General features: G+C 55.0%; 21 protein-coding genes and 10 pseudogenes. 16 read left to right on the top strand and 15 right to left on the bottom strand.

The genetic code is table 11. From position 1 onward, the window contains the following. Positions 1-16 precede the first annotated feature (16 nt). Positions 17-676 (bottom strand): fumarylacetoacetate hydrolase family protein, encoded by a 660-nt coding sequence (locus GM30_RS05440; RefSeq protein ID WP_049847797.1) that lies wholly within the window; start codon positions 674-676, stop codon positions 17-19. Between the two features lie 13 nt (positions 677-689). Next, positions 690-965, bottom strand: coding sequence for a YcgL domain-containing protein (locus GM30_RS05435; protein WP_049847796.1), 276 nt, complete (start codon positions 963-965; stop codon positions 690-692). Positions 966-1,091: 126 nt separating this feature from the next. Between GM30_RS05435 and minC the strand changes: the two genes are divergently transcribed. From minC to minE, 3 genes are read left to right on the top strand one after another with little or no spacing between them, the layout of a single operon-like run. Further along, a complete protein-coding gene (minC, locus tag GM30_RS05430; RefSeq protein WP_049847795.1) occupies positions 1,092-1,793 on the top strand; it encodes a septum site-determining protein MinC in 702 nt (233 codons plus the stop codon). A 23-nt stretch (positions 1,794-1,816) separates the two neighbouring features. Next, positions 1,817-2,629 carry a septum site-determining protein MinD gene (gene minD / locus GM30_RS05425; protein WP_049847794.1) on the top strand — a complete coding sequence of 271 codons (813 nt, stop codon included), beginning with the start codon at positions 1,817-1,819 and terminating at the stop codon, positions 2,627-2,629. A 3-nt stretch (positions 2,630-2,632) separates the two neighbouring features. Continuing rightward, entirely contained in the window at positions 2,633-2,902 is a 270-nt protein-coding gene (gene minE, locus GM30_RS05420) for a cell division topological specificity factor MinE (protein WP_038153586.1), read from the top strand. A 76-nt stretch (positions 2,903-2,978) separates the two neighbouring features. Here minE and rnd read toward each other — a convergent pair whose 3' ends face one another. The 5 genes and pseudogenes from rnd to GM30_RS05395 form a co-directional block, all read right to left on the bottom strand. Continuing rightward, complete coding sequence (rnd, locus tag GM30_RS05415) at positions 2,979-4,094, bottom strand: ribonuclease D (protein ID WP_072094040.1); 1,116 nt, start codon at positions 4,092-4,094, stop codon at positions 2,979-2,981. A gap of 83 nt (positions 4,095-4,177) precedes the next feature. Further along, positions 4,178-5,852: pseudogene (gene fadD / locus GM30_RS05410) on the bottom strand (long-chain-fatty-acid--CoA ligase FadD). A gap of 205 nt (positions 5,853-6,057) precedes the next feature. Continuing rightward, positions 6,058-6,645 (bottom strand): Slp/YeaY family lipoprotein, encoded by a 588-nt coding sequence (locus GM30_RS05405; protein ID WP_049847792.1) that lies wholly within the window; start codon positions 6,643-6,645, stop codon positions 6,058-6,060. A 49-nt stretch (positions 6,646-6,694) separates the two neighbouring features. After that, positions 6,695-7,379 (bottom strand): annotated as a pseudogene (tsaB, locus tag GM30_RS05400) (tRNA (adenosine(37)-N6)-threonylcarbamoyltransferase complex dimerization subunit type 1 TsaB). Positions 7,380-7,446: 67 nt separating this feature from the next. Further along, positions 7,447-9,354 carry a DNA repair helicase YoaA gene (locus tag GM30_RS05395; protein ID WP_049847791.1) on the bottom strand — a complete coding sequence of 636 codons (1,908 nt, stop codon included), beginning with the start codon at positions 9,352-9,354 and terminating at the stop codon, positions 7,447-7,449. Between the two features lie 131 nt (positions 9,355-9,485). On the opposite strand from GM30_RS05395, the gene GM30_RS05390 reads away from it, so the two are divergent. Beyond that, the gene (locus tag GM30_RS05390; RefSeq protein ID WP_049847790.1) at positions 9,486-9,830 is read left to right on the top strand and encodes a RidA family protein; all 345 of its coding nucleotides are present in this window, start codon (positions 9,486-9,488) and stop codon (positions 9,828-9,830) included. A gap of 3 nt (positions 9,831-9,833) precedes the next feature. On the opposite strand, the pseudogene GM30_RS23815 reads toward GM30_RS05390, so the two are convergent. Next, positions 9,834-9,962, bottom strand: a pseudogene (locus GM30_RS23815) (YoaH family protein); the annotation flags it as partial. Between the two features lie 87 nt (positions 9,963-10,049). Between GM30_RS23815 and GM30_RS27815 the strand changes: the two are divergent. The 5 genes and pseudogenes from GM30_RS27815 to GM30_RS05370 form a co-directional block, all read left to right on the top strand. Next, positions 10,050-10,433 (top strand): hypothetical protein, encoded by a 384-nt coding sequence (locus tag GM30_RS27815; RefSeq protein WP_476690583.1) that lies wholly within the window; start codon positions 10,050-10,052, stop codon positions 10,431-10,433. Beyond that, positions 10,415-11,364 (top strand): annotated as a pseudogene (gene pabB, locus GM30_RS05385) (aminodeoxychorismate synthase component I). Before GM30_RS27815 ends, pabB begins: the two are co-directional and overlap by 19 nt. A gap of 3 nt (positions 11,365-11,367) precedes the next feature. Beyond that, positions 11,368-11,946 (top strand): CoA pyrophosphatase, encoded by a 579-nt coding sequence (locus tag GM30_RS05380; protein ID WP_049847789.1) that lies wholly within the window; start codon positions 11,368-11,370, stop codon positions 11,944-11,946. Between the two features lie 173 nt (positions 11,947-12,119). Beyond that, positions 12,120-13,435 (top strand): annotated as a pseudogene (locus tag GM30_RS05375) (L-serine ammonia-lyase). 136 nt (positions 13,436-13,571) lie between these two features. Next, positions 13,572-14,963 (top strand): annotated as a pseudogene (locus GM30_RS05370) (EAL domain-containing protein); the annotation flags it as partial. Positions 14,964-15,025: 62 nt separating this feature from the next. Here the strand turns inward: GM30_RS05370 and yoaE are convergent. After that, a complete protein-coding gene (yoaE, locus tag GM30_RS05365) occupies positions 15,026-16,462 on the bottom strand; it encodes a CNNM family cation transport protein YoaE (protein WP_049847787.1) in 1,437 nt (478 codons plus the stop codon). Between the two features lie 459 nt (positions 16,463-16,921). Between yoaE and manX the strand changes: the two genes are divergently transcribed. The 5 genes and pseudogenes from manX (at position 16,922) to mntP (ending at position 20,951) form a co-directional block, all read left to right on the top strand. Beyond that, positions 16,922-17,884: a PTS mannose transporter subunit IIAB gene (manX, locus tag GM30_RS05360; protein ID WP_049847786.1), complete on the top strand. Its 963-nt coding sequence runs from the start codon at positions 16,922-16,924 to the stop codon at positions 17,882-17,884. Positions 17,885-17,933: 49 nt separating this feature from the next. Further along, positions 17,934-18,734, top strand: coding sequence for a PTS mannose/fructose/sorbose transporter subunit IIC (locus GM30_RS05355; protein WP_049847785.1), 801 nt, complete (start codon positions 17,934-17,936; stop codon positions 18,732-18,734). 12 nt (positions 18,735-18,746) lie between these two features. Further along, positions 18,747-19,495, top strand: a pseudogene (locus tag GM30_RS05350) (PTS mannose transporter subunit IID). A 54-nt stretch (positions 19,496-19,549) separates the two neighbouring features. Next, entirely contained in the window at positions 19,550-20,008 is a 459-nt protein-coding gene (locus GM30_RS05345) for a DUF986 family protein (RefSeq protein ID WP_049847784.1), read from the top strand. A gap of 407 nt (positions 20,009-20,415) precedes the next feature. Further along, positions 20,416-20,951 (top strand): annotated as a pseudogene (gene mntP / locus GM30_RS05340) (manganese efflux pump MntP). Here the strand turns inward: mntP and rlmA are convergent. The 5 genes and pseudogenes from rlmA to mgrB form a co-directional block, all read right to left on the bottom strand. After that, the gene (gene rlmA / locus GM30_RS05335; RefSeq protein ID WP_049847783.1) at positions 20,948-21,742 is read right to left on the bottom strand and encodes a 23S rRNA (guanine(745)-N(1))-methyltransferase; all 795 of its coding nucleotides are present in this window, start codon (positions 21,740-21,742) and stop codon (positions 20,948-20,950) included. The pseudogene mntP and the gene rlmA sit on opposite strands and share 4 nt — an antisense overlap. 150 nt (positions 21,743-21,892) lie before the next feature. Continuing rightward, positions 21,893-22,102: a transcription antiterminator/RNA stability regulator CspE gene (gene cspE, locus GM30_RS05330; protein WP_001062678.1), complete on the bottom strand. Its 210-nt coding sequence runs from the start codon at positions 22,100-22,102 to the stop codon at positions 21,893-21,895. A gap of 12 nt (positions 22,103-22,114) precedes the next feature. Beyond that, positions 22,115-22,258, bottom strand: a pseudogene (locus GM30_RS27040) (DUF2627 domain-containing protein). A gap of 671 nt (positions 22,259-22,929) precedes the next feature. Continuing rightward, positions 22,930-23,214 carry a YebO family protein gene (locus GM30_RS05325; RefSeq protein ID WP_049847782.1) on the bottom strand — a complete coding sequence of 95 codons (285 nt, stop codon included), beginning with the start codon at positions 23,212-23,214 and terminating at the stop codon, positions 22,930-22,932. A 73-nt stretch (positions 23,215-23,287) separates the two neighbouring features. Continuing rightward, complete coding sequence (gene mgrB, locus GM30_RS05320; protein WP_038153554.1) at positions 23,288-23,431, bottom strand: PhoP/PhoQ regulatory lipoprotein MgrB; 144 nt, start codon at positions 23,429-23,431, stop codon at positions 23,288-23,290. A 159-nt stretch (positions 23,432-23,590) separates the two neighbouring features. On the opposite strand from mgrB, the gene GM30_RS05315 reads away from it, so the two are divergent. Then, the gene (locus GM30_RS05315) at positions 23,591-23,830 is read left to right on the top strand and encodes a YobH family protein (RefSeq protein WP_049847781.1); all 240 of its coding nucleotides are present in this window, start codon (positions 23,591-23,593) and stop codon (positions 23,828-23,830) included. A 44-nt stretch (positions 23,831-23,874) separates the two neighbouring features. On the opposite strand, the gene kdgR is transcribed toward GM30_RS05315, so the two are convergent. Next, on the bottom strand, positions 23,875-24,666 hold the full coding sequence (kdgR, locus tag GM30_RS05310) for a DNA-binding transcriptional regulator KdgR (protein WP_049847780.1): 792 nt from the start codon (positions 24,664-24,666) through the stop codon (positions 23,875-23,877). 177 nt (positions 24,667-24,843) lie between these two features. Between kdgR and GM30_RS05305 the strand changes: the two are divergent. Next, positions 24,844-25,810: pseudogene (locus tag GM30_RS05305) on the top strand (MFS transporter); the annotation flags it as partial.

Below are 25,810 nucleotides of genomic sequence, written 5' to 3'. Positions count from 1 at the left end.
GATGCAAGTTTTGNGGCTACAGCACACGCGTGGTGAGAGACACACCATTAAGACTGACTTCCAGCTCGTCGCCGCTGGCGAGCGGGCCCACGCCATCCGGGGTGCCGGTCAGAATGACGTCACCAGGCTTGAGGGTAAAGTAACGGCTCATATAGGCAATCAGCGGTACGATTTTGTGGATCATATCCGCCGTGCTGCCCTGCTGGCGCACCGCGCCATTCACCTTCAGACCCAGCGTGGTATTTTGCGCGTCGCCGTTAAATTCCGCCGCCGGAATAAAACCGGAGATCGGGCAGGAATTATCAAAGCCTTTGGCTTTTTCCCACGGCTGACCGGCTTTTTTCATTTTGCCCTGCACGTCGCGCAGGGTGAGATCCAGCGCCACACCATAACCCGCAATCGCTTTCTGGACGTGCGCTTCGGTGGCCTGACGCAGCGTCGCGCCAATCAGTACCGCCAGCTCCACTTCGTGATGCACCGAGCCAAATCCCTGCGGGATCACCAGCGGCTGGTGTATATCGCACAACGCGGTTTCCGGTTTAATAAACAGCACCGGCTCATCCGGCGTTTCGCTGCCCATTTCTTTTATATGTTTGGCATAATTACTGCCGACGCAAACCACTTTGCTGACCGGGTAATCCAGCAGAGCACCCTGCCAGTTATGATGTTGATACATTGTGTTCCCCTGATTATTTATCCGTGGCCGCGCTCAGGTGTTGCTTGAGGAGATTTTCTGGCGGCGGCGGGAGTTGCAAATAATAGCCTTGATCGACCAGCGCCTGTTTTACTTTATCGAGATCAGCATTAACCAGCTTTTTGCGGCCGTCCAGTGGCAGGATCATTGCCAGCTGCGGCTGACCGAACCCGCGCATTAACGCTTCCGGCACGCGTGAGAAATCGTCCTTTTTTTCGACATATAAATAGGTCTGGTCGCGTTTTGAACTTCGGTAGATCACACAAAACATACTTTTACTCTGAATTAATCTGGTGGTGACTTGCCTCAATATATGACTGACTATAACATGCCTGATAGTCTTCGGAATATCACCGCACTTCGGCGGTTGATAATGTGAAAATTGAGTAAGGCCAGGATGTCACAGACGCCACTAGAATTGAAAGGCAGTAGCTTCACTTTATCAGTCCTCCATTTGCATGAAGCAAAACCCGAGGTTATTCGTCAGGCGTTAGAAGACAAAATCGCCCAGGCTCCGGCTTTTCTTCGTCATGCACCGGTGGTCGTCAATATCAGCAATCTCGATGATGCCGTCACCTGGCAACCCCTTCAGCAGGTGATCTGCGAAACCGGCCTGCGCATTATGGGTGTCAGCGGCTGTAGAAACGGCAAGCTGAAAGCGGAAATCGACGGTGCTGGTATTCCCTTACTGACTGAAGGGAAAGAGAAAGTTTCACGCGCCGCGTCGGCAAAAACACCCCCATCACCACCGCCAGATGTTACTCCAGTCACAAAAACACGTTTAATTGACGCCCCGGTTCGTTCCGGTCAGCGCATTTATGCACCACAATGTGATCTGATTGTGACGAACCACGTGAGCGCAGGCGCGGAACTGATTGCCGACGGCAACATCCATGTTTATGGCATGATGCGTGGACGCGCGCTGGCGGGTGCCAGTGGCGACAGAGAAGCACAAATATTCTGTACTCACCTGGCGGCGGAACTGGTTTCCATCGCCGGGCAATACTGGCTGAGCGATAACATCCCGGCCGAATTTTATGGCAAAGCGGCACGCCTGCAACTGGCAGACGACGCTTTGACTGTTCAACCGTTGAATTGATCCCTTTTTAACAAGGAATTTCTATGGCACGCATTATTGTTGTTACTTCGGGTAAAGGAGGCGTTGGCAAGACCACCTCCAGCGCGGCCATCGCTACTGGTTTGGCCCAGAAGGGAAAGAAAACTGTCGTTATCGATTTTGACATCGGGCTGCGTAACCTCGACCTGATCATGGGGTGCGAGCGCCGCGTGGTCTATGATTTCGTGAACGTCATCCAGGGCGATGCAACGCTGAATCAGGCGCTGATTAAGGACAAGCGCACTGAGAACCTGTTCATTCTGCCCGCCTCACAGACGCGTGACAAAGACGCCCTCACCCGTGAAGGCGTGGCAAAAGTGCTCGACGATCTGAAAAAGATGGAATTCGATTTCATCGTCTGTGACTCCCCGGCGGGCATCGAAACCGGTGCGCTGATGGCGCTCTACTTCGCTGATGAAGCGATTATTACCACCAACCCGGAAGTCTCTTCCGTGCGTGACTCAGACCGTATTCTTGGCATTCTGGCGTCAAAATCCCGCCGCGCCGAGAACGGTGAAGATCCTATCAAAGAGCATCTGTTATTGACCCGTTACAATCCGGGTCGCGTAAACCGTGGCGACATGCTGAGCATGGAAGATGTGCTGGAAATTCTGCGCATTAAACTCGTTGGCGTCATCCCGGAAGACCAGTCTGTGCTGCGTGCTTCCAACCAGGGTGAGCCGGTTATTCTGGATGATACGTCGGATGCAGGGAAAGCCTATGCCGACGCAGTGGAACGTCTTCTGGGAGAAGAACGTCCTTTCCGCTTCGTAGAAGAAGAGAAGAAAGGTTTCCTCAAACGCCTGTTCGGAGGATAAATTATGGCATTACTCGACTTTTTTCTCTCACGAAAAAAGAACACCGCTAACATCGCAAAAGAGCGGTTACAGATTATCGTGGCGGAACGCCGCCGCAGCGACGCAGAACCGCATTACCTGCCACAGCTGAGAAAAGACATTCTGGAAGTGATTTGCAAGTATGTGCAGATTGACCCGGAAATGGTCACCGTGCAGCTTGAGCAAAAAGATGGGGACATTTCGATTCTGGAGCTCAACGTCACGTTGCCAGAAACGGAAGAGTCAAAGTCGTGAACACGTCGCTGTAGGCCGGGCAAGCAACGCGCCGCCCGGCAAATTCCCCGGTGGCGCTACGCTTACCGGGGCTACCTTAACGCGGGTACGCGTCCAGCAGCGTTTTCAGACGATCGGCCATCAATTCTCCGCGCCAGCCAGACACCATCTCAGGCAATCCGTTTTGTGGTCGCAGTGCCCAGTGCCAGTTCAGCAACTGGTTGATCTGACGACGCGATGCCAGCATCTCCGCACTCACGCCCTTCTCGGTGCTAATCACCTGCACCAGCGCTTTGATCTCTTTGAAGATTTTACGATAACCCGGCATATCGACCAGATTCTGCAACGCCTCCGGCAGCAGATCGTCTGTTAGCGCTGCGGCTTTCGCCACCAGACTTAACAGTGTTTTGCCATGGAAACGGATTTCGCTGCCGGACAGGCCGAGGCTGTCGAGTTCACCCAGGGAAGTCGGCATATAGCGCGCCACTGCCCACAGGTGCTCTTCACGCACCACGAAATTGACCGCCAGATTGCGCTCACGCGCTTTGCGCAGACGCCATTCCGCCAGCAGTTGCAGACAGGCGAGCTGACGCGTGCGAAGCTGCCAGGCGTTGCCGATGTCGCGCCAGGCTTCCGTTGGATCGAGCACTTCCTGACGACGCTGCATCATCAACTGGCATTCATCCAGCGCGGCGGGCAGCCAGCCTGCGCTGTCGGTTTCCGCCATCAGTTTTTTAGCGATTGGCAGTAAGTACCAGACGTCGGCGGCGGCATAATCACATTGACGTTCGGTCAGCGGGCGCGCCAGCCAGTCAGTGCGCGATTCACTCTTGTCGAGCGTTAAACCCGTGTACTCCTCCACCATCGCGGCAAAACCCCACGACATCGGGCGACCGCAAAACGCCGCCAGGATCTGCGTATCGATCAGCGGCTGCGGCAGCAGGTCAAAGGCGTTAAGAAACACTTCCAGGTCTTCGCTCCCGGCGTGGAGAAATTTTGTTACGTTTTTATCTAATAACAACTCACGCATTGGCGACCATTCGGTAATGGTCAGGGGATCGATCAGCGCCACCTGCTCACCGTCGAACAGCTGAATCAGACCCAGCTGCGGGTAATATGTGCGGGTGCGTACGAACTCGGTATCGAGGGCAATGGCCGACACGTTGCGCGCGGTCTCGCACAGGCGCTGGAGCGCGTCGTTGGTGGTGATCATCTGATAGTTCAAATCATACTCTCTGTTGGTTGCGCCAAAAAAAACGCCGGTAGAACCGGCGTCTGGGGCGACTGTCTCGAAGCTCAGCCTTTATTGTCTACTTTGGCGCGGGCTTCGTCACGTAGTTCTCGTCGCAAAATTTTTCCGACGTTGGATTTCGGTAGTTCGTCGCGGAACTCCACCAGCTTCGGCACCTTGTAACCGGTGAGCTGACGACGGCAGAACGTCACCAGCGCCTCTTCGGTCAGTGACTTGTCCTTTTTGACCACGAAGATCTTGACCGTTTCACCGCTGGAGCCGGACGGCACGCCGACGGCGGCCACTTCCTGTACGCCCGGGTGCTGCATGACTACGTCTTCGATCTCATTCGGATAAACGTTAAAACCGGAGACCAGAATCATGTCTTTCTTGCGATCGACGATGCGCAGGAAACCTTCGTCGTCCATCACCGCGATATCGCCAGTGTGCAGCCAGCCGTCTTTCATGATTTCGTCGGTGGCATCCGGACGCTGCCAGTAACCGAGCATCACCTGCGGCCCTTTGACGCACAGTTCGCCTGGCTCGCCGTGCGGCACCTCGTTGTCATCGTCATCCACCAGGGGACGGCACCGGCAGGCCAATACTGCCGCTGTGGTAGTCGATATCGTGTGGGTTCACGCTCACCAGCGGCGCACATTCGGTCAGCCCGTAGCCTTCCAGCAGATACTGCCCGGTGAGTTTAAACCAGCGCTCGGCCACCACCTGCTGCACCGGCATACCGCCCCCCGCCGAAAGATGCAGAGACGAGAAATCAAGCTGCTGGAACTCTTTGTTGTTCAGCAGGGCGTTGAACAACGTGTTCACGCCGGTCATGGCGGTAAACGGATATTTCGCCAGCTCTTTCACCAACCCTGGAATATCGCGCGGGTTGGTGATCAGCAAATTCTGCCCGCCGAGTTCAATAAACAGCAGGCAGTTAATGGTCAGCGCAAAGATGTGGTACAGCGGCAGCGGCGTCACCACCAGCTCTTTACCGCGATGCAGCAGCGGGCCGTAGGTGGCATTCACCTGCTCAATGTTCGCCAGCATGTTACGGTGCGTCAGCATCGCGCCTTTAGCGACCCCCGTCGTGCCGCCGGTATACTGCAGGAAAGCGAGATCGTCTGAGACGATTTCCGGCTTCACGTACTGCATGCGGTAGCCCTGCTGCAGCGCACGGCGGAAAGAGATCGCATCCGGCAGATGGTATTTCGGCACCAGACGCTTAACGTACTTGACCACGAAGTTAACAATGGTGCCTTTGGTGGCAGAGAGCTGGTCGCCCATGCGCGTCAAAATGACGTGCTTCACCTGGGTTCTGTCGACCACTTTTTCCAGCGTGTGGGCAAAGTTAGACACGATGATAATTGCGGCAGCGCCGCTGTCGTTCAGTTGATGCTCAAGCTCGCGCGGCGTGTACAGCGGGTTCACGTTCACCACGATCATCCCGGCGCGTAAAATGCCGAACAGCGCCACCGGGTACTGCAACAGGTTCGGCATCATTAATGCCACCCGATCGCCCTTCTGCAGCCCCAGCCCCTGCTGGAGGTACGCAGAAAACGCGCGGCTGCGCTCTTCCAGTTTCCGGAATGTCATCACCTCGCCCATGTTGATAAACGCAGGCTGGTCCGCATAGCGCGTGGTTGAATGCTCGAACAGTTCTACCAGGGATTGGTAACGATCAGGATTGATCTCCGCCGGAACATCGGCGGGATAACGGTTAAGCCAAACCTTCTTCAATGCATCACCTCTAACTTTTCGAATCGTCGTCATCGCAACCCCAATTAATAAACAACGCGTTAACATAATATTAACTCAGCGTACCAGTTTAGAAATTGTGCAGAATGCAGGTTGCGAAGCGCGTCACTATTTATTTTTCTTATGACCTTACGAACAAAGAAACAGCGGACCGGCCGCTGTTTCTTTTTATCACCTTTACAACAGGTTATTCGGTTACAAACGTCTGAACCTGGGCGGGGCCTGGGTTATACCATCCCCAGCCGCCATAACCGTATCGACCGTGGCGAGGATACGGCCCCCACATCCATGGATCAATGGGTTGCGGCGGCATGACCACTTGTTGAACGACGCGCCAGCGTTTATAGCCGGTCACGTTCATCATCATAAATTTATATGGTGTATCGCCGATTTTTCCGTCTACCGTGCCGGCGATTGGACCGACAACGGTCACCAGTTGGTCGCGGAAATCGACGGGATCAAGGAAACCGTTAACATCAGCATAAATTCGACCGCGCGAGGCGGTGCCTAACGCCGGGCGAGCGCCGCTATCCAGCGGAACGGTGGCAATCTCAAGCCGGGTTTTCCCCTGCTCGTTACGCACGCTGACCACTTTGCCGCCAAACCGCGCTTCCTGCCCCACGTACAGCGACGGGGCCGCCATCACTCGGGTCAAATCCTGCTGCGGCGTCGGGCTTGTCCCCTGAATGGCATCAGGGACGGTAACGCAGCCGCTTAATGCGATGGCAACCAGTCCGACCAGCAGCCCACGTGAAAAACGCTTTTGACCCACCATGTGTGGCTCCTTAATGACAACTCCCGGAAAAATCTCTTATTACTAAGATTCATTCACGGCCCGGAAGTTTCTTCCACGCAACTTCATTACGTAAATATTTCGGTTCGGCATGTTCCACCGCGACCGCTTTTTGTTCGCTGAACAACTGGCAGGCCAGCGGCAGCATATCTTCGGCAGACGGCAGTTGCACGTCGCCATCGGTCAGCGTGATGTCAGCGCCCTGNCCCCCCCGCCCAGCCGGTGCCGACTGTCGCCCAGTTGCCGTCGAGCTGCTTCAGGCGCGCGTTGACCGCCTCCGGTTTCAGCACCGCTTCGCTCGTTTCACCGTGCCAGACGCCCTCTGCGTCACGCTGATATTCCGCCCAGTAGACTTCGCCCATTCGCGCGTCGATGGCAGCCAGCACGCGGGTCGCGCCGGTTTTGCGCCACGCGCCCTGCGCCATGGTCGCCAGCGTTGAGACACCAATCATCGGCAGTTCTGCACCCAGCGCCAGCCCCTGCGCAATGCCGATGCCGATGCGCACGCCGGTAAAGCTTCCCGGCCCGCGGCCAAAGGCCAGCGCATCCAGGTCGGCCAGCGCAATGGCGTTTTCGTCCAGCAGCGCCTGCACCAGCGGCAGGATGCGTTGAGTATGTTCGCGGGGGCACAGCTCGAAGTGTGCAGAGAGAGCACCGTCGTTCCACAGGGCAGCAGAACAGGCCTCGGTGGCGGTATCAATAGCCAGAATTCGCATTTGTTTTCGCGCTCTTGCAATAGCAGGTCTTCAAAATGGCGCGCATCTTACCACAGTCCGCCACAAATTACCGCGTTGATGACAGCGCGAGAAAACGCACTGCCCGACCGATATCGCGCGTGCGTGGCGCCGGGGGCAGACTGGCGAGGAAAACCGCGCCGTAGGGGCGCATCACCAGACGGTTGTCGCAGATCACCAGCACGCCGCGATCGTCCACGTCGCGGATCAGGCGACCCACCCCCTGTTTCAGGGTGATCACCGCATCCGGTAACTGTACGTCGTCAAAGGGATCGCCGCCACGCAGACGGCAGTCGTCCATGCGGGCTTTCAGCAACGGATCGTCCGGGGAGGTAAACGGCAGCTTGTCGATGATCACCAGCGACAGCGCATCGCCGCGCACGTCCACCCCTTCCCAGAAGCTGCTGGTCGCCACCAGTAAGGCGTTACCGGCGCTGACAAACTGCTGCAACAGCTGCGCTTTGCTGGTTTCGCCCTGCAGGAGCACCGGCAGCGTCATGGTGGCGCGGAACTGCTCGGCGAGATCGCGCATCATGGCATGAGAGGTACACAGCATAAAGCAGCGCCCGTCGTTGGCTTCAATCAATGGCCGGAGCATCGCCGCCAGCTGTCGCGCCGCGCCCGGCTGGTTGGGCGATGGCAGGTTACGCGGTACGCACAGCAGCGCCTGTTTTTCGTAGTCAAACGGGCTTGGCAGCAGCAGCGATTCCGCCTCTTCAATGCCAAGACGGGCGGTGAAATGGTGCAGATCGTCGTTCACCGACAGCGTGGCGGAGGTGAAAATCCAGCTGCCGGGCTTTTGCGCCATCACCTCTTTGAATTTATCAGCGACGGTGAGCGGTGTCAGCGCGAGGGTGAAATGGCGCGAAGTGCATTCATACCAGTAGCTGTAACCAGGCTGGTTGATCTCTTTCAGCCGCTTGAGGCGACTGCGGTACAGCGTAGCGCGTTCAAATGCCGCATCCAGTAGCGCCGAGCGCCCCAGCGACAGTTTCGCCACGTCGTAGCAAAGTTNCGCATCATCGAGTAGCAGCAGCGCGCGCTGGATATTGCTGTCCGCCAGCAGCTCGCGCAGGTTGCCACGATAGCCCGGCTCACCCAGTTGCAGGCGAAAATCCTGCGCACTTTGCGCCAGACGGTCGGCACATTTTTGCAGTTGCTGTGTATCTTTCAGTTCGGTGCGGTAGGCGATGGTGATGTCTTTCGCCAGATCCTGCAACTGGCGGCTGGAGAGCGACTGACCAAAATACTGGCTGGCGATATCCGGGAGCTGATGCGCTTCGTCGAAGATCATCACTTCCGCTTCCGGGATCAGCTCACCAAAACCGCTCTCTTTCACCACCATATCGGCAAGAAACAAGTGATGGTTGACCACCACCACGTCGGCGTCCATCGCCTTTTTACGCGCTTTGACCACAAAGCAGTCTTTATACAGCGGGCAGTCGCTGCCGAGGCAGTTGTCGTTGGTGCTGGTGACCAGCGGCCAGGCGGCGGAATCTTCCGCCACGCTGATACAGGTGCTGATATCGCCATCAATGGTTTGATTGGACCACGAACGCAGGAGGATCACGTCGCTCAGCGTCTGTACAGGTAAATCACCTCCTGCCAGCGCCTGCTGTTCGAGACGTTCCAGACAGAGATAGTTCGAGCGCCCTTTCAGCAGCGCGGTATTGCCTTTGAAACCGAGCGCTTTCGCCACGGTCGGCAGGTCGCGGCTGTAGAGCTGATCCTGCAGGGCTTTGGAGCCGGTAGAGATGATGACTTTTTTATTGGCCCGCAACGCAGGTGCCAGGTAGGCGTAGGTTTTACCGGTGCCGGTCCCCGCTTCAACGACCAGCGGCTGCGTCTCGTTGATAGCTTTCGCCACCGCCACCGCCATCTGGCGCTGCGGTTCACGCGGCTTAAAGCCCGGTATCGCGTTAGCTAACTGACCGTCTGTTGCAAAATCGTCCGTCACACTACCCCCTGTATATCTGGACAGGGATTATGTCAGGCTGCGCAGAGTTGCGCCAGTCGAAGTGATGACTCCGGCGGCACATTGTGGCAGTCTTGCGGCACACCGATGGAATATCACAGAGGAACCTGAATATGACGATTACCCGTATTGACGCCGAAGCACGCTGGTCTGACGTTGTGATCCACAACCAGACGATTTACTACACCGGCGTCCCGGAGAATCTCGATGCTGATGCCTTTGAGCAGACCGCCAACACACTGGCGCAGATCGACGCCATTCTGCAAAAACAGGGCAGCGATAAATCCCGCATTCTGGATGCGACGATTTTTCTTGCCGATAAAGCCGATTTCGCGGCGATGAACAAGGCGTGGGATGCGTGGGTGGTGGCTGGCCATGCGCCGGTACGTTGCACCGTGCAGGCCGGATTGATGAAGCCGCAATACAAAGTCGAAATTAAGATTATTGCGGCAGCGTAATTNGGCCCGCAACTCTTCCGCGACCTGAGCAATCGCCTGACCGCTGCTCATGCCCTGTGACATCAGCGCCTGAATACGCTCAACCGCTTTTTGCTGCTGCTCATGGGAGAGCGAAGGTAAACCTGCAAACATGTCTGACTCCTGCTACATTATTCGCTGCAATTATTTCACGTCGCCCCGTCATTCACCAGTGGGCGACAGACATATAAACCGAGGAAAATGTTGTCCCCTTCTATTATGACACTGCCCTGGCGCGAGGATGCCGCAGAACACTGGTTTTCTGCCCTCAGCGCGACCCCCTGGGCAATGCTGCTGCACTCCGGCTATGCCGACCATCCTTACAGCCGTTATGACATTATGGTCGCCGATCCGCGCTGCACGCTGGTGACCCGTGGTGAGATGACCACGCGGCGTCAGGGTGATAACGTAACAGAATCCACTGACGACCCGCTGACGCTGCTGCAACAGGCGCTGGATGACTGTGGAATCAACCCGCCTGCCAGTGATGATGTACCGTTTCTCGGCGGCGCGCTGGGGCTGTTCGGCTACNNCGTTGCCCTGCCGTTGCGCAAAACGATATTGCGATGGCCGATATGGCGGTAGGGATTTACGACTGGGCGCTGATTGTCGACCATCGGCTCAAAAAAGTGACACTGCTGAGCTATGACGATCCCGCCGCGCGGTTACAGTGGCTGAAAGCACAGACGCGCCCGCCGGAAGCGGATTTCGCCCTCACCTCGCCGTGGCGTTCCAATATGAGCCGGGAATGCTACGGTGAGAAATTTCGCCAGGTGCAGGCCTATCTCCACAGCGGCGACTGCTATCAGGTGAATCTGGCGCAACGTTTTCAGGCCCGCTGTGAAGGTGACGCCTGGCAGGCGTTTGTGCGACTGAATCGCCAGAATCGCGCCTCGACGATGGCGCGGTGGCGAGCCTCTCCCCGGAGCGCTTTATTCATCTGCAACAGGGCACGATTCAGACGCGCCCGATCAAAGGCACGCTGCCGCGACTGAGCGACCCCGAGGCCGACAGAAAGCAGGCGCAAATGCTGGCGGCGTCTCCGAAAGACAGGGCGGAGAATCTGATGATTGTCGACCTGATGCGCAACGACATCGGCCGCGTGGCAGTGCCGGGCAGCGTGCGGGTGCCGGAGCTGTTCGTCGTCGAGCCGTTCCCCGCCGTGCATCATCTGGTCAGCACCATTACTGCTGAACTGCCCGCGCATCTGCATGCCACCGACCTGCTGCGTGCGGCGTTTCCCGGCGGATCGATTACCGGCGCACCCAAAGTGCGGGCGATGGAAATCATTGACGAGCTGGAGCCGCAACGGCGCAACGCGTGGTGCGGCAGCATTGGCTATCTCAGCTTCTGCGGCAATATGGACACCAGCATCACCATCCGCACGCTGACGCTCATCGACGGCAACGTGTACTGTTCCGCAGGGGGCGGGATCGTCGCCGACAGCGAGGAAAGCGCGGAGTATCAGGAAACGTTTGATAAAGTTAACCGTATACTGCAACAACTGGAGCCGTAACTGATGTCATCCTCTGATCTGAGCCTGGACGATTTTATCTCCCGTTTTCAGCTGCTGCGCCCGCAGCCGCGGCTCGGTACGCAGAATCAGCGTCAGGCGGCGGTGCTGATCCCGGTGGTGCGTCGTCCACAGCCTGGGCTGCTATTGACCCAGCGTTCGCCGCTGCTGCGCAAGCACGCCGGTCAGGTGGCGTTTCCTGGCGGCGCGGTGGACAGCACCGATGCGTCACTGATCGCCGCTGCGCTACGTGAGGCGCAGGAAGAGGTCGCCATTCCCCCGGAGACGGTAGAAATTCTCGGCGTGTTGCCGCCGGTGGACAGCGTTACTGGTTTTCAGGTCACGCCGGTGGTGGGGATTATTCCGCCGGATCTGCACTATCATGCCAGCGTTGATGAAGTCTCGGCGGTGTTTGAAATGCCGCTCGCCGAGGCGCTTCGCCTTGGCCGTTATCACCCACTCGACATCCACCGCCGCGGCAATTCGCACCGCGTGTGGCTCTCCTGGTATCAGCACTATTTTGTCTGGGGCATGACCGCAGGCATTATCCGTGAACTGGCATTACAAATCGGCGAAAAGCCCTGACTATACTTATTCACAACCCCTGAGAGATCGGCGTCTCAGTATTAGTAAATTCAGGGTTAAACATTAGTTTTATTCATGTGAATAGTTAAGCTGATCCCGCCGTTCCCTCTTACACTATGCCCAGTTATTACATCGTTGCCGGAAGGTCCGGCAACCCTGTCAGGAGTGTTATCGTGATTAGTATATTCGACATGTTTAAGGTGGGGATTGGTCCCTCATCTTCCCACACTGTAGGGCCAATGAAGGCCGGGAAGCAGTTCGTCGATGATCTGGTCGTAAAAGGGCTAATTGATGACGTAACCCGCGTGGCGGTTGACGTTTACGGCTCGCTGTCCTTAACCGGTAAAGGTCACCATACCGACATCGCGATCATTATGGGTCTGGCGGGCAACCAGCCTGACACCGTGGATATCGATGCGATACCGGCGTTTATCCGCGACGTGCAAACGCGCGGTCGTCTGCTGCTGGCGCAGGGACGCAAAGAGGTGGATTTCCCGCAGGATGACGGCATGCGTTTTCGCAACGACAACCTGCCGCTGCACGAAAACGGCATGACGGTTCATGCGTTCGCGGGCGACAACGAAATCTACACCAAAACGTATTACTCCGTCGGCGGTGGTTTTATCGTCGATGAAGAGCATTTCGGCAAAGACGTCGTCGGCGCGGTGGACGTGCCCTATCCGTTCAAATCGGCGAAAGAGATGCTCGACTACTGCAAAGAAACCGGACTGTCGCTCTCCGGCATGGTGATGAAAAACGAGCTGGCGCTGCACAGCAAAGACGAGATTGACGCGTACTTTGCTAACGTCTGGCAGACCATGCAGGCTTGTATCGATCGCGGTATGAACACTGAAGGCGTGCTGCCTGGCCCGCTGCGCGTACCGCGTCGCGCCTCTGCCCTGCGTCGCCTGCTGGTTTCCAGCGACAAGCTCTCCAGCGATCCGATGGTGGTCGTGGACTGGGTGAACATGTTCGCACTGGCGGTAAACGAAGAAAACGCCGCCGGTGGCCGCGTCGTCACCGCCCCGACTAACGGCGCCTGCGGTATTGTTCCGGCGGTACTGGCCTATTACGATCACTTTATCGAATCCGTCAGCCCGGAAATCTACACCCGCTATTTTCTCGCCGCGGGTGCCATTGGCGCACTGTATAAAATGAACGCATCNAAGGGGCGCCCGCCGGTCTGGCAGAACTGCTGGGCGCCAGTCCCGAGCAAGTGTGCGTGGCGGCGGAAATCGGCATGGAGCATAACCTCGGTCTGACCTGCGATCCGGTGGCGGGGCAGGTACAGGTACCGTGCATCGAGCGTAACGCGATTGCCTCCGTGAAAGCGATCAACGCCGCGCGTATGGCAATGCGTCGTACCAGCGAACCGCGCGTCTCTCTCGATAAAGTCATTGAAACCATGTATGAAACCGGCAAAGACATGAACGCCAAATATCGCGAAACGTCGCGAGGCGGCCTTGCCATCAAAGTACAATGTGACTGATCCCGCATCTTTGTCACGCCCGTCATCCTGACGGGCGTTTTTTTATCTCCTTCTTCCTGCTCTTTTTTCTTTGCACACTACACTTTCAGTGTTGCGGTTGTTACTTCCTCTTACAGCACGATCACAGGCGTCAGCAATGCAAAATGCTCAACGGGCCATTAAACATTACCGACAAAAGCGCATTCTTATTTGCCTGGCGGTCGCGCTATTAACGCTATTAACCACACTGGCTGTACGATTTATTTCGCAGCGCAGCCAAAATCAGCACCAATTGCAAATCGCCGCCGTTCACGCCGTAAGAATAATTGATAAGGTCTTGTTACCTTTAGAAAAACAACGTGCGGAATTGCTTCAGCTTGTTGGCAAGCCCTGTGAGGCCGTAAACCTGATATTGCGCAAGGAAGTCGCCGCGCTGCAGACGTTGCGCTCCATTGCGCTGGTGAAATCCGGCACGCTGTACTGTTCAAGCGTACTGGGCGACCGCAACGTGGTTATTCATAGCGTCGTGGCTGATTTACCCAGCGATTCGCCGCAGCTTCTGCTGTTTACCGACAACACGCTAATTAAGGGGCGACCGCTGCTGTTACAGTGGTATCCCGACGCCGGTGATGCCGGCAGCGGCGTGCTGATGAGTGTGAATATCGATCTGCTCAGTTCGCTGATGCTGGAACCGCAGAAGCCGCTGATCAACAGCATCAGCCTGACAGTGAAAGACCGCCATCTGTCAGATGCCAGCAGCGTGATGACCACGCTGCCTGTCCCCCCGTCCGACCAGGTATTTAGCCTGTCTTCGACGCGTTTTCCGTTTACCGTCAATCTCATCAGCCCCGGTATCACCGANNCCGCCAGTCGGATGAGTTTTTCGTGGGAAATTAACATGGGGATTGCATCGCGGGAATTTGACGTCTGGTGCCAGCCGTTGCTCAACACAGGCGATAAAACCTGCACGGGCGTAGAGATCCTGCTGCGCTGGGACAACCCACGGTTAGGGCCCATTCCACCGGACGTATTTATCCCGCTGGCGGAAGAGCATCATCTGATTGCAACACTGACGCGCTATGTGATTAGCGAGACCGTACGTCAAATTGAAGTGTTTCCACAGGATCCGCATTTTCACGTCGGGTTTAACGTGGCGGCGGGCCATTTCGTGGACGGCGCGCTGCTGCGCGACCTGAATCATTACTGGTTCAGTGCCCATCCGCATCAACAGCTGATCGTTGAACTGACGGAACGGGACGCGTTGCACGACGTGGATTACCGGCTGATCAGAGAACTGCACCGTAAGGGCATCAAGCTGGCGATTGACGATTTTGGCACCGGCAACAGTTCGTTTTCCTGGCTGGAAAAGCTGCGCCCGGACGTGCTGAAAATCGATAAGTCGTTTACCCATGCCATTGGCACCGACGCGGTGAATTCAACGGTGACGGACATTATTATCGCGCTGGGTCAGCGGCTGAAAATTGTACTGGTCGCGGAGGGGGTGGAAACCCAGGAGCAGGCGCAGTATCTGGAGCTGCATGGCGTACACACCAGACGCTGCCGTTGCGGCATGAGGGGCAGCCTTCACCCCTCATGCCGCAACACTGAAGATTACTCTTCTTCGTCGTCGTGATGCTGACGTTCTTTAACAATACGCACGAGATCAACACGGTAGTCGTTCGCCTCAACGATGGTAATGCTGAGCGGCGCCAGTTCCACTACGTCACCGACGCGGGGGATCTGCCCGTTCACGGCGATCACCAGACCGGCCACGGTAGCCACGTCCTGATCGTCATCCACCAGCGTGTCCATCCCCAGCGCCTGTTGCAGGGCGTGAAGATCGGTTGAGCCTTTGACCAGCCAGCCGTCGCCATCGGAGATGATTTCCGGCGTTTCATCGGCATCCGGGAACTCACCGGCAATCGCTTCCAGCACGTCCAGCGGCGTTACCAGTCCCTGCACCACGCCAAATTCGTTGGTGACAATGACGAAGCTACCGCGCGCACGACGCAGCACGCCAAGCAGGTTAATCGGGTCGAGGGTTTCCGGCACCACAATCGCCGGTGAGGCCGAGGCCAGCGAGGCAACATCTTCCCCGGCTTCCAGCGCCACCAGCATCTCTTTGGCGCGCACGATACCGATAATTTCATCCAGTTCGCCACGGCACACCGGGAACAGACTGTGCGGCGACGAGAGAAGCTGCTCGCGAATTTCATCGACACTCAGATCGGCATCCACCCAGCTTATCTCTCCGCGCGGAGTCATGATGCTGCGCAGTGAGCGCGAGGCCAGCGTCAGCACGCCGTTAATCATATAGCGCTCTTCTTCGGCGAACGCCCCTTCCGGGACCGGCACCGGCGACGACGGGCTGTCAGCATCATGCTGAAAAAAGCCAATCGCCGCGTACAGGTAGCCTTTCGGAATATGGAAGCCAAAGCCTTCCGCCACCAGACTCAAACCGATCATCAGCAGGAAGCTCAGACAGAGCACCACCACTGTCGGGTGCTGGTTAACGAAGCGGGTCAGCGGCTTAGACGCCAGCAGCATGACCGCCATGGCAATCACCACCGCCGCCATCATCACCGGCAGATGGTTGACCATCCCCACCGCTGTGATAACCGCATCCAGTGAGAACACTGCATCCAGCACCACGATTTGCAGCACCACCACCCAGAAGCTGGCGTAGCCCTTGCCATGCCCTTCGTCATGCTGACGGTTTTCCAGCCGTTCGTGGAGTTCCGTTGTCGCTTTAAACAACAGGAAGATCCCCCCGAGCAGCATGATCAGGTCGCGTCCGGAAAAACTGTATTCCCAGAGGCTGAACAGCGGTCGGGTAAGCGTGACCATCCACGAAATGACGGAAAGCAGCGCCAGACGCATCACCAGCGCCAGCGACAGGCCAATCAGGCGCGCTTTATCACGCTGCTTTGGCGGCAGTTTGTCAGCCAGAATGGCGATAAACACGAGGTTATCGATGCCGAGGACAATTTCCAGCACCACCAGCGTCATCAGGCCAATCCAGATGGAAGGATCCATTAAGAATTCCATGTCTGACTCCTGCGACTACGGGCGCACGACAGCGAACCGGGGGTTCCGGCAGGCGCAACGAAAACGGGTAAGAAACGAGGCTGGCGCGAGGCGCCGGTTTGCCAGGTGGCGAAGCACCTGAAAAGGAAGTGGCGTCGGTGACGGTCCATATAGCGGGCTTAACCCTGTACTCCTGTCTTATTAAACTGGAGGTAAACATATCAAAGAATCCCGGTTTGACGCAAAGATTTACCTGAATTTGCAAAAAACACGATTTTTTGCACCGCAAAATTATTAATCGTCTATAACTAAATTACGGATCTTCATCACATTAATTATTTTTTCACTATCTAAAATAATTCGCGGAAGTCTTAGTTTTTTATGCTCGAACCCTTGTCTGAATCGATTCGGTTACTGACAAAGTCTCAAGGTGCATCTATAGGCAGTGGTGCATAAATAGATAATAAGAGGAGGTAGCAAGTGACGATTGCTATTGTGATAGGCACACATGGTTGGGCTGCAGAACAACTGCTGAAAACAGCAGAAATGTTGCTGGGCGAGCAGGAGAACGTCGGCTGGATTGATTTCGTCCCGGGCGAAAACGCAGAAACGCTCATCGAGAAATACAACGCAAAGTTGGCAAATCTCGACACCAGTAAAGGTGTGCTGTTTCTCGTCGATACGTGGGGCGGCAGTCCGTTTAACGCGGCCAGCCGCATTGTCGTCGATAAAGAGCACTACGATGTGGTGGCGGGCGTCAACATTCCGATGCTGGTCGAGACGCTAATGGCCCGTGATGACGATCCCAGCTATGACGATCTGGTCGCGCTGGCCGTAGAAACGGGTCGCGAAGGCGTGAAAGCGCTGAAAGCCAAACCGGTGGAGAAAGCGGCTCCAGTCGCGGCAGCATCGCGTGCAGCGGCGCCTGCAAAACCAATGGGTCCCAACGATTACATGGTCATTGGCCTCGCGCGTATCGACGACCGTTTAATCCACGGTCAGGTCGCCACCCGCTGGACGAAAGAAACCAACGTCAGCCGAATCATTGTCGTCAGCGATGAAGTGGCGGCGGACACCGTGCGTAAAACCCTGCTCACGCAGGTTGCGCCGCCGGGTGTCACCGCGCATGTCGTTGACGTGGAGAAAATGATTCGCGTCTATAACAACCCGAAATACGCACGTGACCGCGTCATGCTGCTGTTTACCAACCCGACAGATGTTGAGCGCATCGTTGAAGGCGGCGTGAAGATCACGTCCGTTAACATCGGTGGCATGGCTTATCGTCAGGGTAAAACCCAGGTAAACAACGCCGTTTCGGTCGATGAAAAAGATATCGAAGCGTTCAAAAAGCTGAATGCCCGCGGTATCGAGCTGGAAGTTCGTAAAGTTTCCAACGACCCGAAATTGAAAATGATGGATTTGATCAGCAAGGTCGGAAAATAACACCGGCGCTGGTTTTCACACTTAAGGCTTATGTTATAGGAGAAGTACAATGGAGATTACCGCTCTTCAGATTGTGCTGGTGTTCATCGTCGCGTGTATTGCGGGTATGGAATCCGTACTTGATGAATTTCAGTTCCACCGTCCGCTGGTGGCCTGTACATTGATCGGTATCGTTTTAGGTGATATGCAGAAAGGCATCATCATCGGTGGTACCCTGGAAATGATCGCGCTGGGCTGGATGAACATCGGTGCGGCAGTGGCACCGGATGCGGCACTCGCATCTATCATTTCTACCGTTCTGGTTATTGCAGGTGGTCAAAGCATCGGCGCCGGTATCGCGCTGGCAATCCCGCTGGCAGCCGCCGGTCAGGTGCTGACCATCATCGTTCGTACCATTACCGTTGCATTCCAGCACGCTGCGGATAAGGCGGCCGAAAGCGGCAACCTGACCGCGCTCTCCTGGATCCACGTCTCTTCCCTCTTCCTGCAGGCAATGCGTATCGCCATCCCGGCGGTTATCGTGGCAATTTCTGTCGGCACCAGCGAAGTTCAGGGCATGCTGAACGCGATTCCGGAAGTGGTGACCAGTGGTCTGAACATCGCCGGTGGCATGATCGTGGTAGTCGGTTACGCGATGGTCATCAACATGATGCGCGCAGGCTATCTGATGCCGTTCTTCTACCTCGGTTTCGTGACTGCTGCATTTACTAACTTCAACCTGGTTGCTCTGGGTGTTATCGGCGCAGTGATGGCGATTCTGTACATCCAGCTGAGCCCGAAATACAACCGCGTCGCGGGTGGGCAAGCGCAGGTGGCTGGTAATAACGATCTCGATAACGAACTGGACTAGCAGGTGAGCGAAATGGTTGATATCACTAAAACTACTACCGAGAAAAAACTCACTCCGGGTGATATTCGTGGCGTGTTCATCCGTTCTAACCTGTTCCAGGGTTCATGGAACTTCGAACGTATGCAGGCGCTGGGTTTCTGCTTCTCGATGGTACCGGCAATTAAACGCCTGTACCCGGAGAACAACGATGCGCGCCGTCAGGCGATTAAGCGTCACCTGGAATTCTTCAACACCCATCCTTACGTTGCAGCGCCGGTTCTGGGCGTAACGCTGGCGATGGAAGAGCAGCGCGCTAACGGTGCGGAGATCGACGACGGTGCCATCAACGGTATCAAAGTTGGTCTGATGGGACCGCTGGCCGGTGTGGGCGACCCGATTTTCTGGGGTACCGTACGTCCGGTATTTNGGCCTACGGCTACCGTAAAGGCGTGGACATCGTTCAGGATATGGGCGGCGGCTTCCTGCAGAAACTGACGGAGGGGGCGTCAATCCTCGGTCTGTTTGTCATGGGGGCGCTGGTTAATAAGTGGACGCACGTGAACATCCCGCTGGTGGTATCGACCATCACCGGTCAGGATGGTCAGACCCGTGTCACCACCGTGCAGACCATCCTCGACCAGCTGATGCCTGGCCTGGTGCCGTTGCTGCTGACCTTCGCCTGTATGTGGCTGCTGCGTAAGAAAGTAAACCCGCTGTGGATCATCGTTGGCTTCTTCGTCATCGGTATTGTGGGTTACGCAATTGGCCTGCTGGGTCTGTAATCTGTAGAAGTACGCCGGGGGCCTGTGCCCCCGTTTTTTTTATCCGGAGGCTTAATGACAATCACGGACTGGATACTGATTATTTTTATCGTCGCCCTGCTCGCTTACGCCCTCTACGATCAGTTCATCATGCCACGCCGCAACGGTCCCCTGCTGCTTTCCATCCCCCTGCTGCGCCGTAACCGTGTGGACGGGATTATCTTTGTCGGTCTGGTTGCCATTCTTATCTACAACAACGTGACACAGCATGGCGCGGTGGTGACCACCTGGTTGCTCAGCGCGCTGGCGCTAATGGGCCTGTATCTGTTCTGGATCCGTACACCAAGAATACTGTTTAAACAAACGGGATTTTTCTTCGCTAACGTCTGGATAAATTATAACCGCATTAAAGAAATGAATTTATCCGAAGACGGCGTGCTGGTGATGCAATTAGAACAGCGCCGGTTGCTTGTTCGCGTACGAAATATCGACGATCTGGAAAAAATATATAAACTTCTCGTTTCAACTCAATGAGTTAAAAACATAGCCATCGCTATATTTCGCGACATTCCATTAGGCGAATAATATAGCAATGGCTATAAACATCGCGTTAATTCCCTCATATTTATTAACGATTTCATTACCAATAAATTTAAATGAAAATCGTTATCAATAAGTAATATAAATAATGATTCCCTGTTATTGTTTTATATTCAAAAAATATGTTAAGGTTGCGCCCGTCGTTGGGGAGTAGCCGATTTCCTTTCCCGGAAATGTACGTATCAACATACTCGTTGCAAAACGTGGTACGTACGGATAACCAGCCAGGCTGGATTATCAGGCGAGACCATAGACACATTCGTTGCTGTACGCCGGTTCTGGCGTATGTTTACTGGGGGCAACGGTGTGTCATATGGAGATTCCCCGGTCTGGACACGCACATGAATTTATCTGCCACGCTCCTTCTCGCCTTTGGCATGTCGATGGACGCTTTTGCCGCCTCTATCGGGAAAGGCGCGACGCTCCACAAACCCAAATTCTCCGAAGCCCTGCGTACCGGTCTTATCTTTGGCATTATCGAAACCTTAACCCCGCTGATCGGCTGGGGGCTTGGTATGCTTGCAAGCCACTTCGTGCTGGAGTGGAACCACTGGATCGCCTTCGTGCTGCTGGTCTTCCTCGGCGGGAGAATGATTGTGGAAGGGGTTCGCGGCGATGATGATGCAGAAGAAATCGCACCAAATCGTCATGGTTTCTGGCTGCTGGTAACCACCGCGATTGCCACCAGCCTCGACGCAATGGCCGTCGGGGTGGGACTCGCGTTCCTTCAGGTCAGCATTGTCACCACTGCGCTTGCCATCGGCTGCGCCACCCTGATTATGTCGACCCTGGGCATGATGATCGGGCGGTTTATNGCGGCGGGATTGTGCTGATGGGTATCGGCTCGCAGATCCTCTGGAGCCACTTCGCCGGTTAAGCGTCGCGCTGCCAGATGTGGATTGCGAAATCCGTCTGGCAGTGGAACGTCTCCTGCTGCTGCAGGTTTTCCCACACATCCGGTCTGGCGCGCCAGGCAAACGGCGTCATCTGCAACAACGCTACCGCTTCCTGCCCGGACAGCGTCATCGGGTAAGCTACCTGCTGGTGCTGCAGCAGCGTAAAGCCTTCCAGCTGTTCGCTGTGCGGCGCATGCAGATGAACTTCATCGTAAATCAGCCCTTTTAACTCCATTAAATGACGCGGTCCCGGCGTGGCGGTGATTACCCAACCGCCCGGTCGCACCACGCGCGCCAGCTCTTGCGGGTTGCAGGGCGCATAAATGCGTACGATGGCATCCATGCTGTTATCGTCAAACGGCAGCCGCTGGCTGGAGGCGACGCAGAAACTGACCTGCGGATAACGTTTCGCCCCGGCGCGTATTGCCGCCTTTGAAACATCCAGCCCCCAGGTCTGCGGGACGATCTCCGCAAACGCGTGGGTGTAGTACCCTTCCCCGCAGCCGATATCCAGCAGTTGTGTCGCGCCAGACTGCGCCAGTTGCTGACAGATAGCGTCACGCAGTGGCTGGTAGTGCCCGGCATTAAGGAACGCACGACGCGCGCTCATCATCTCCGCGCTGTCGCCCGGGTCGCGTGAACGCTTATGCTGAACCGGAAGCAGATTCACATAGCCCTCTTTCGCCATATCGAACTGATGCCGCTGCGGACAGATATAGCTGTTTTCACGGCGCGCCAGCGGGGCGTGACAAAGAGGACAACTGTAAGACATGACAACTCCGGGGACAATCAACGAAGGGCGAAGTGTACCGCCATCACGGGGGAATTTCGAGAGATTACAGCCGTTAAAAAGCCCCGCAAATGCGAGGCTTTATGGCTGATGGTGCGCGTGGGACGCGCAACAAGATCAGTGGTGCTGGATTCAGATAGCAGTTACGTTAACTGCAGCCGGGCCTTTCTGACCGTCCTGAATTTCAAACTCAACGTTCTGGCCTTCGGCCAGAGTTTTAAAGCCATTACCCTGAATAGCAGAGAAGTGTACGAATACGTCTTTGCTGCCGTCAGCCGGAGTAATGAATCCAAAACCTTTAGATTCGTTGAACCACTTAACTTGACCTTTAATCTTTGCCATTTGCAAAATTCCTTAGAGTGTTTTCTTCGCCCGAAGGCACTTACATAGATAAAACTGAGACATGACTGCATGAGGCACTAATTAAGGTTCGGCAGAGAAGCGGTATTCAACGTCAACGTGTTTACTCAGGACTTCTTTACTGAAAATGCCATACATAAACAGAACTGTACCTCGTTTAACCCAAAACGTGTTATCACACACAACGATAATAATGGCAAGCCATTTTTAAACGTGTCACGATCGGTCGCACAAAATCGTTGTTCGTCTTTCGATCCTCTGCACATTTATGCGCAATGTTCTCAGTCATACCTTAACCAGCAGGAGCATGAAAAACGCGCGCACATGCTGATAATCATAGACATTTTCACCATAGACCAACACTCGCGCTTCGTCCAGTTATCCCTGTTTATATCAGGTCAATTTTTTATATACGTCGCTGATTTGTGCATAGTCATGCGAGCCTGGTTTAACAATAAATGTTAAAAAATGCTAAAATTGTCTTGCTGACGGTTTCGCTTACGTCAGGAATGAAGGCAAAAGAATAATTGCTATCCTGCACCATAATAATGAAATTTTAATGACAATGCTTCATCACGAGGCATATAAAAACGTTTCGCTAAAAAATGGCTTTGAATATCAAAAAAGCAGAAATAAAAGTTTCAGCGAGTGATTTAATGCATAAACAAACAATAATAACCGTTAATTAAAAACTAAAGCGAAACGGCAAAAGAAACGTTAACATCAGGGTGCACCATGACGGTGCGACAGAGGGGTGTCTGTCCCGGTATGCGGCAGGTTGTCGATACCGGGAAGACATAGAGAGAAGATTAACGCTCGGCAACCAGACGAATCATATCATCGTCCTGCGGTTTCACGTCTGCCTGAACGGCAGGCTCCTCTTTTTCCGGTTCGTTCGATTCACAAAGGCGTCGCAACAAAACGGTCTGACGCTTCTGCTGATCCAGCAGCGCTTCGAGCAGTTCAATCTGCTCGTTAGCGCGCGAACTGGCCCGATTGACGAAAAACCACAACACCAGACCAACCAACAGCAAAAGCACCGACAGCACCATTGATGCCAGATTCAAAACCCCGGAATTCAGTAAGTCACTCATTTCACCACCTCAAAAATAACAGGCCATTCTACCACTCGCATTCAGGAAGGAAATCATTCGAGCATAAAATGTCTTACCAGGGGATGAACTTGTTGATGGTACAGATGCCGCTAAAGAACTGTACATCCTGATCGCACATCACGTTGATGGTCTGCGTCCAGAGCAGCACGCACAACAGCAAGATGACAGCCAGGATAACCCACCGATATTTTTTCACTCCACTCTCCGGGATAATTCATACTGAATTCAGGTTATCACTCTCACCTTAAACGGTGGCTCACTGTAATCCGTTCTGATCATTTTAGGAATCATCGACTTGTTTCAGCCAGCCGCTACGTTAACCTGATACCGCTATGATTCATAAAAAGAGGCAGCAATGCGTTTAATTATTCGTTCAATTATTGTGCTGGCTATCGCGTGGATCGCTATCTTGCTCAGCGGTTATGGCGTGCTCATTGGCAGCAAAGAGAATGTGGGTGGATTAGGCTTACAATGCAAGTATCTTACTGCGCGTGGCGTCAGTACCGCACAGTATGTTCATACTGACAGCGGCATCATCGGGCTGACGGACTGCCCGGTGCTGCGAAAAAGTTCGACCGTGGTCGACGAAGGTTAATAAAACGCCGCGTTATCGCGGCGTTTCTCTTTGTAGGCCGGTTATCAGAACGGATAGTCGTTATAGCCCATCTGCTCCGAAATCTTCGCCGCCGCGGTATGCAGCATCTTCACGTAGTCGTGTAATCGCTCTTCGGAAAAACGCAGCGTCGGGAATGAAATACTCAGCCCGGCAATCACCACGCCAAAGCGGTCGAAGACCGGCACGGCGATGCAGCGCAGCCCTTCTTCCTGCTCTTCATTATCTTCGCCATAACCCTGCTCGCGCACTTTATCGAGCACCGGCAGCAGATCCTGCGTGCTGGTAATGGTGCGTTCGGTGCTGCGCTTATACTCCACGCCGTCAAGAATTTGCACCGTTTCGTCTTTGTCACGCCAGGCCAGCAGCACTTTACCGATGGCAGTGCTGTACAGCGGATTACGACGCCCTACGCGCGAGTACATGCGCAGGTTATACATTGAGTCGATTTTATGGATGTAAACAATGCTGTCTTCATCCAGCGCACCAAGGTGAATCGTCTCCTTAGTGAGACGCGACAAATCACGCATCTGAATGTCTGCACTGCGGATCAGATCCACGTTTTGCAGCGCACGGGCACCCAGTTCGAACAGTTTAAGCGTCAGAGAATACTTTTCAGACTCGCCTTCCTGAGCCACATATCCCAGTGATTTCATGGTCTGTAAAAAGCGGTACACCGTGCTTTTTGACATCATGACGCGCTGCGACAGTTCGGTAATGCCAATTTCGCGCTCTTCCCCCAGCGCCTGCAGAATGCCAAAGACTTTCAAAACTGAAGAGACAGAATCTGGCTGCTTATCCAAATCTGCGACTGCCATTTATCACCTCACCGCGAGTGTTTTATAAAAATCAGAACGAGTTTTTAGTATAAATTTGTGCGACCCCGACCGCAATGCATCTTCTTTAATCTGGTTACAAATCTGCGAGCGGGGACTGAATAATCAATGCTAAAATCATTATCCGATCAATAATTTCCCTGAATACACACTTTTTATATGGATAAAACCCTTTCGGATGGTTTGCCTTTGCCACAACGGTACGGGGCAATCATTACCATTGTCATTGGCCTTTCGATGGCGGTGCTGGATGGCGCAATTGCGAATGTCGCGTTGCCGACAATTGCCAGCGATCTGAATGCGTCACCCGCCGCGTCAATCTGGGTGGTTAACGCCTATCAGATCGCCATCGTCATTTCGCTGCTGTCGCTGTCATTTCTCGGGGATATGTTCGGATACCGCCGAGTCTACAAAGCCGGTCTGGTGGTGTTTACCCTCACCTCGCTGGTCTGTGCGCTTTCACATTCGCTGGAAATGCTTACCCTGGCGCGCGTTGCGCAGGGGCTGGGCGGTGCCGCGTTAATGAGCGTGAACACGGCGCTGATTCGTCTGATTTATCCGCAGCGTCACCTCGGGCGCGGCATGGGGGTTAACTCGTTTGTGGTGGCGGTGTCGTCTGCCGCCGGGCCGACCATCGCAGCAGCGATCCTGTCCGTTGCCTCGTGGCAGTGGCTGTTTCTGATCAACGTGCCGCTTGGCATCATTTCGTTGATTCTGGCGATGCGTTTTCTGCCCGCCAACAATGCCCGCAGCCAGGCGTCGCGCTTTGATCTGCCGAGTGCCGTGATGAACGCGCTCACCTTCGGGCTGCTCATTACCGCGCTGAGCAGCTTTGCGCAGGGGCAATCGCTCCGGCTGGNNCTTCTTTTTACAATCTGTGATGGGCCGGAGCGAAGTGGAAACCGGGCTGCTGCTCACACCATGGCCGCTGGCGACAATGGTCATGGCGCCGCTGGCCGGGTATCTGATCGAGAAAGTCCACGCCGGATTCCTTGGCGCGCTCGGCATGCTGGTGATGGCCTGCGGGTTGTTTGCGCTGGCCCTGTTGCCGTCATCCCCTGCCGACTGGGATATCATCTGGCGAATGGTGTTGTGCGGCGCTGGTTTTGGTCTTTTCCAGTCACCC

The organism is Trabulsiella odontotermitis (genome assembly GCF_001188485.1).
Lineage (GTDB): Bacteria > Pseudomonadota > Gammaproteobacteria > Enterobacterales > Enterobacteriaceae > Trabulsiella > Trabulsiella odontotermitis_A.
Note: the sequence above shows the minus strand (reverse complement) of the source record. Positions and strands in the feature narration are given on the sequence as shown.

Excerpts from the sequence above, each read along its gene's own strand:
- GM30_RS05440 (WP_049847797.1), bottom strand. The coding sequence starts at position 676 with ATGTATCAACATCATAACTGGCAGGGTGCTCTGCTGGATTACCCGGTC.
- GM30_RS05435 (WP_049847796.1), bottom strand. The coding sequence starts at position 965 with ATGTTTTGTGTGATCTACCGAAGTTCAAAACGCGACCAGACCTATTTA.
- minC (WP_049847795.1), top strand. The coding sequence starts at position 1,092 with ATGTCACAGACGCCACTAGAATTGAAAGGCAGTAGCTTCACTTTATCA.
- minD (WP_049847794.1), top strand. The coding sequence starts at position 1,817 with ATGGCACGCATTATTGTTGTTACTTCGGGTAAAGGAGGCGTTGGCAAG.
- minE (WP_038153586.1), top strand. The coding sequence starts at position 2,633 with ATGGCATTACTCGACTTTTTTCTCTCACGAAAAAAGAACACCGCTAAC.
- rnd (WP_072094040.1), bottom strand. The coding sequence starts at position 4,094 with ATGATCACCACCAACGACGCGCTCCAGCGCCTGTGCGAGACCGCGCGC.
- GM30_RS05405 (WP_049847792.1), bottom strand. The coding sequence starts at position 6,645 with ATGGTGGGTCAAAAGCGTTTTTCACGTGGGCTGCTGGTCGGACTGGTT.
- GM30_RS05390 (WP_049847790.1), top strand. The coding sequence starts at position 9,486 with ATGACGATTACCCGTATTGACGCCGAAGCACGCTGGTCTGACGTTGTG.
- GM30_RS05380 (WP_049847789.1), top strand. The coding sequence starts at position 11,368 with ATGTCATCCTCTGATCTGAGCCTGGACGATTTTATCTCCCGTTTTCAG.
- yoaE (WP_049847787.1), bottom strand. The coding sequence starts at position 16,462 with ATGGAATTCTTAATGGATCCTTCCATCTGGATTGGCCTGATGACGCTG.
- GM30_RS05355 (WP_049847785.1), top strand. The coding sequence starts at position 17,934 with ATGGAGATTACCGCTCTTCAGATTGTGCTGGTGTTCATCGTCGCGTGT.
- GM30_RS05345 (WP_049847784.1), top strand. The coding sequence starts at position 19,550 with ATGACAATCACGGACTGGATACTGATTATTTTTATCGTCGCCCTGCTC.
- rlmA (WP_049847783.1), bottom strand. The coding sequence starts at position 21,742 with ATGTCTTACAGTTGTCCTCTTTGTCACGCCCCGCTGGCGCGCCGTGAA.
- cspE (WP_001062678.1), bottom strand. The coding sequence starts at position 22,102 with ATGGCAAAGATTAAAGGTCAAGTTAAGTGGTTCAACGAATCTAAAGGT.
- GM30_RS05325 (WP_049847782.1), bottom strand. The coding sequence starts at position 23,214 with ATGAGTGACTTACTGAATTCCGGGGTTTTGAATCTGGCATCAATGGTG.
- GM30_RS05315 (WP_049847781.1), top strand. The coding sequence starts at position 23,591 with ATGCGTTTAATTATTCGTTCAATTATTGTGCTGGCTATCGCGTGGATC.
- kdgR (WP_049847780.1), bottom strand. The coding sequence starts at position 24,666 with ATGGCAGTCGCAGATTTGGATAAGCAGCCAGATTCTGTCTCTTCAGTT.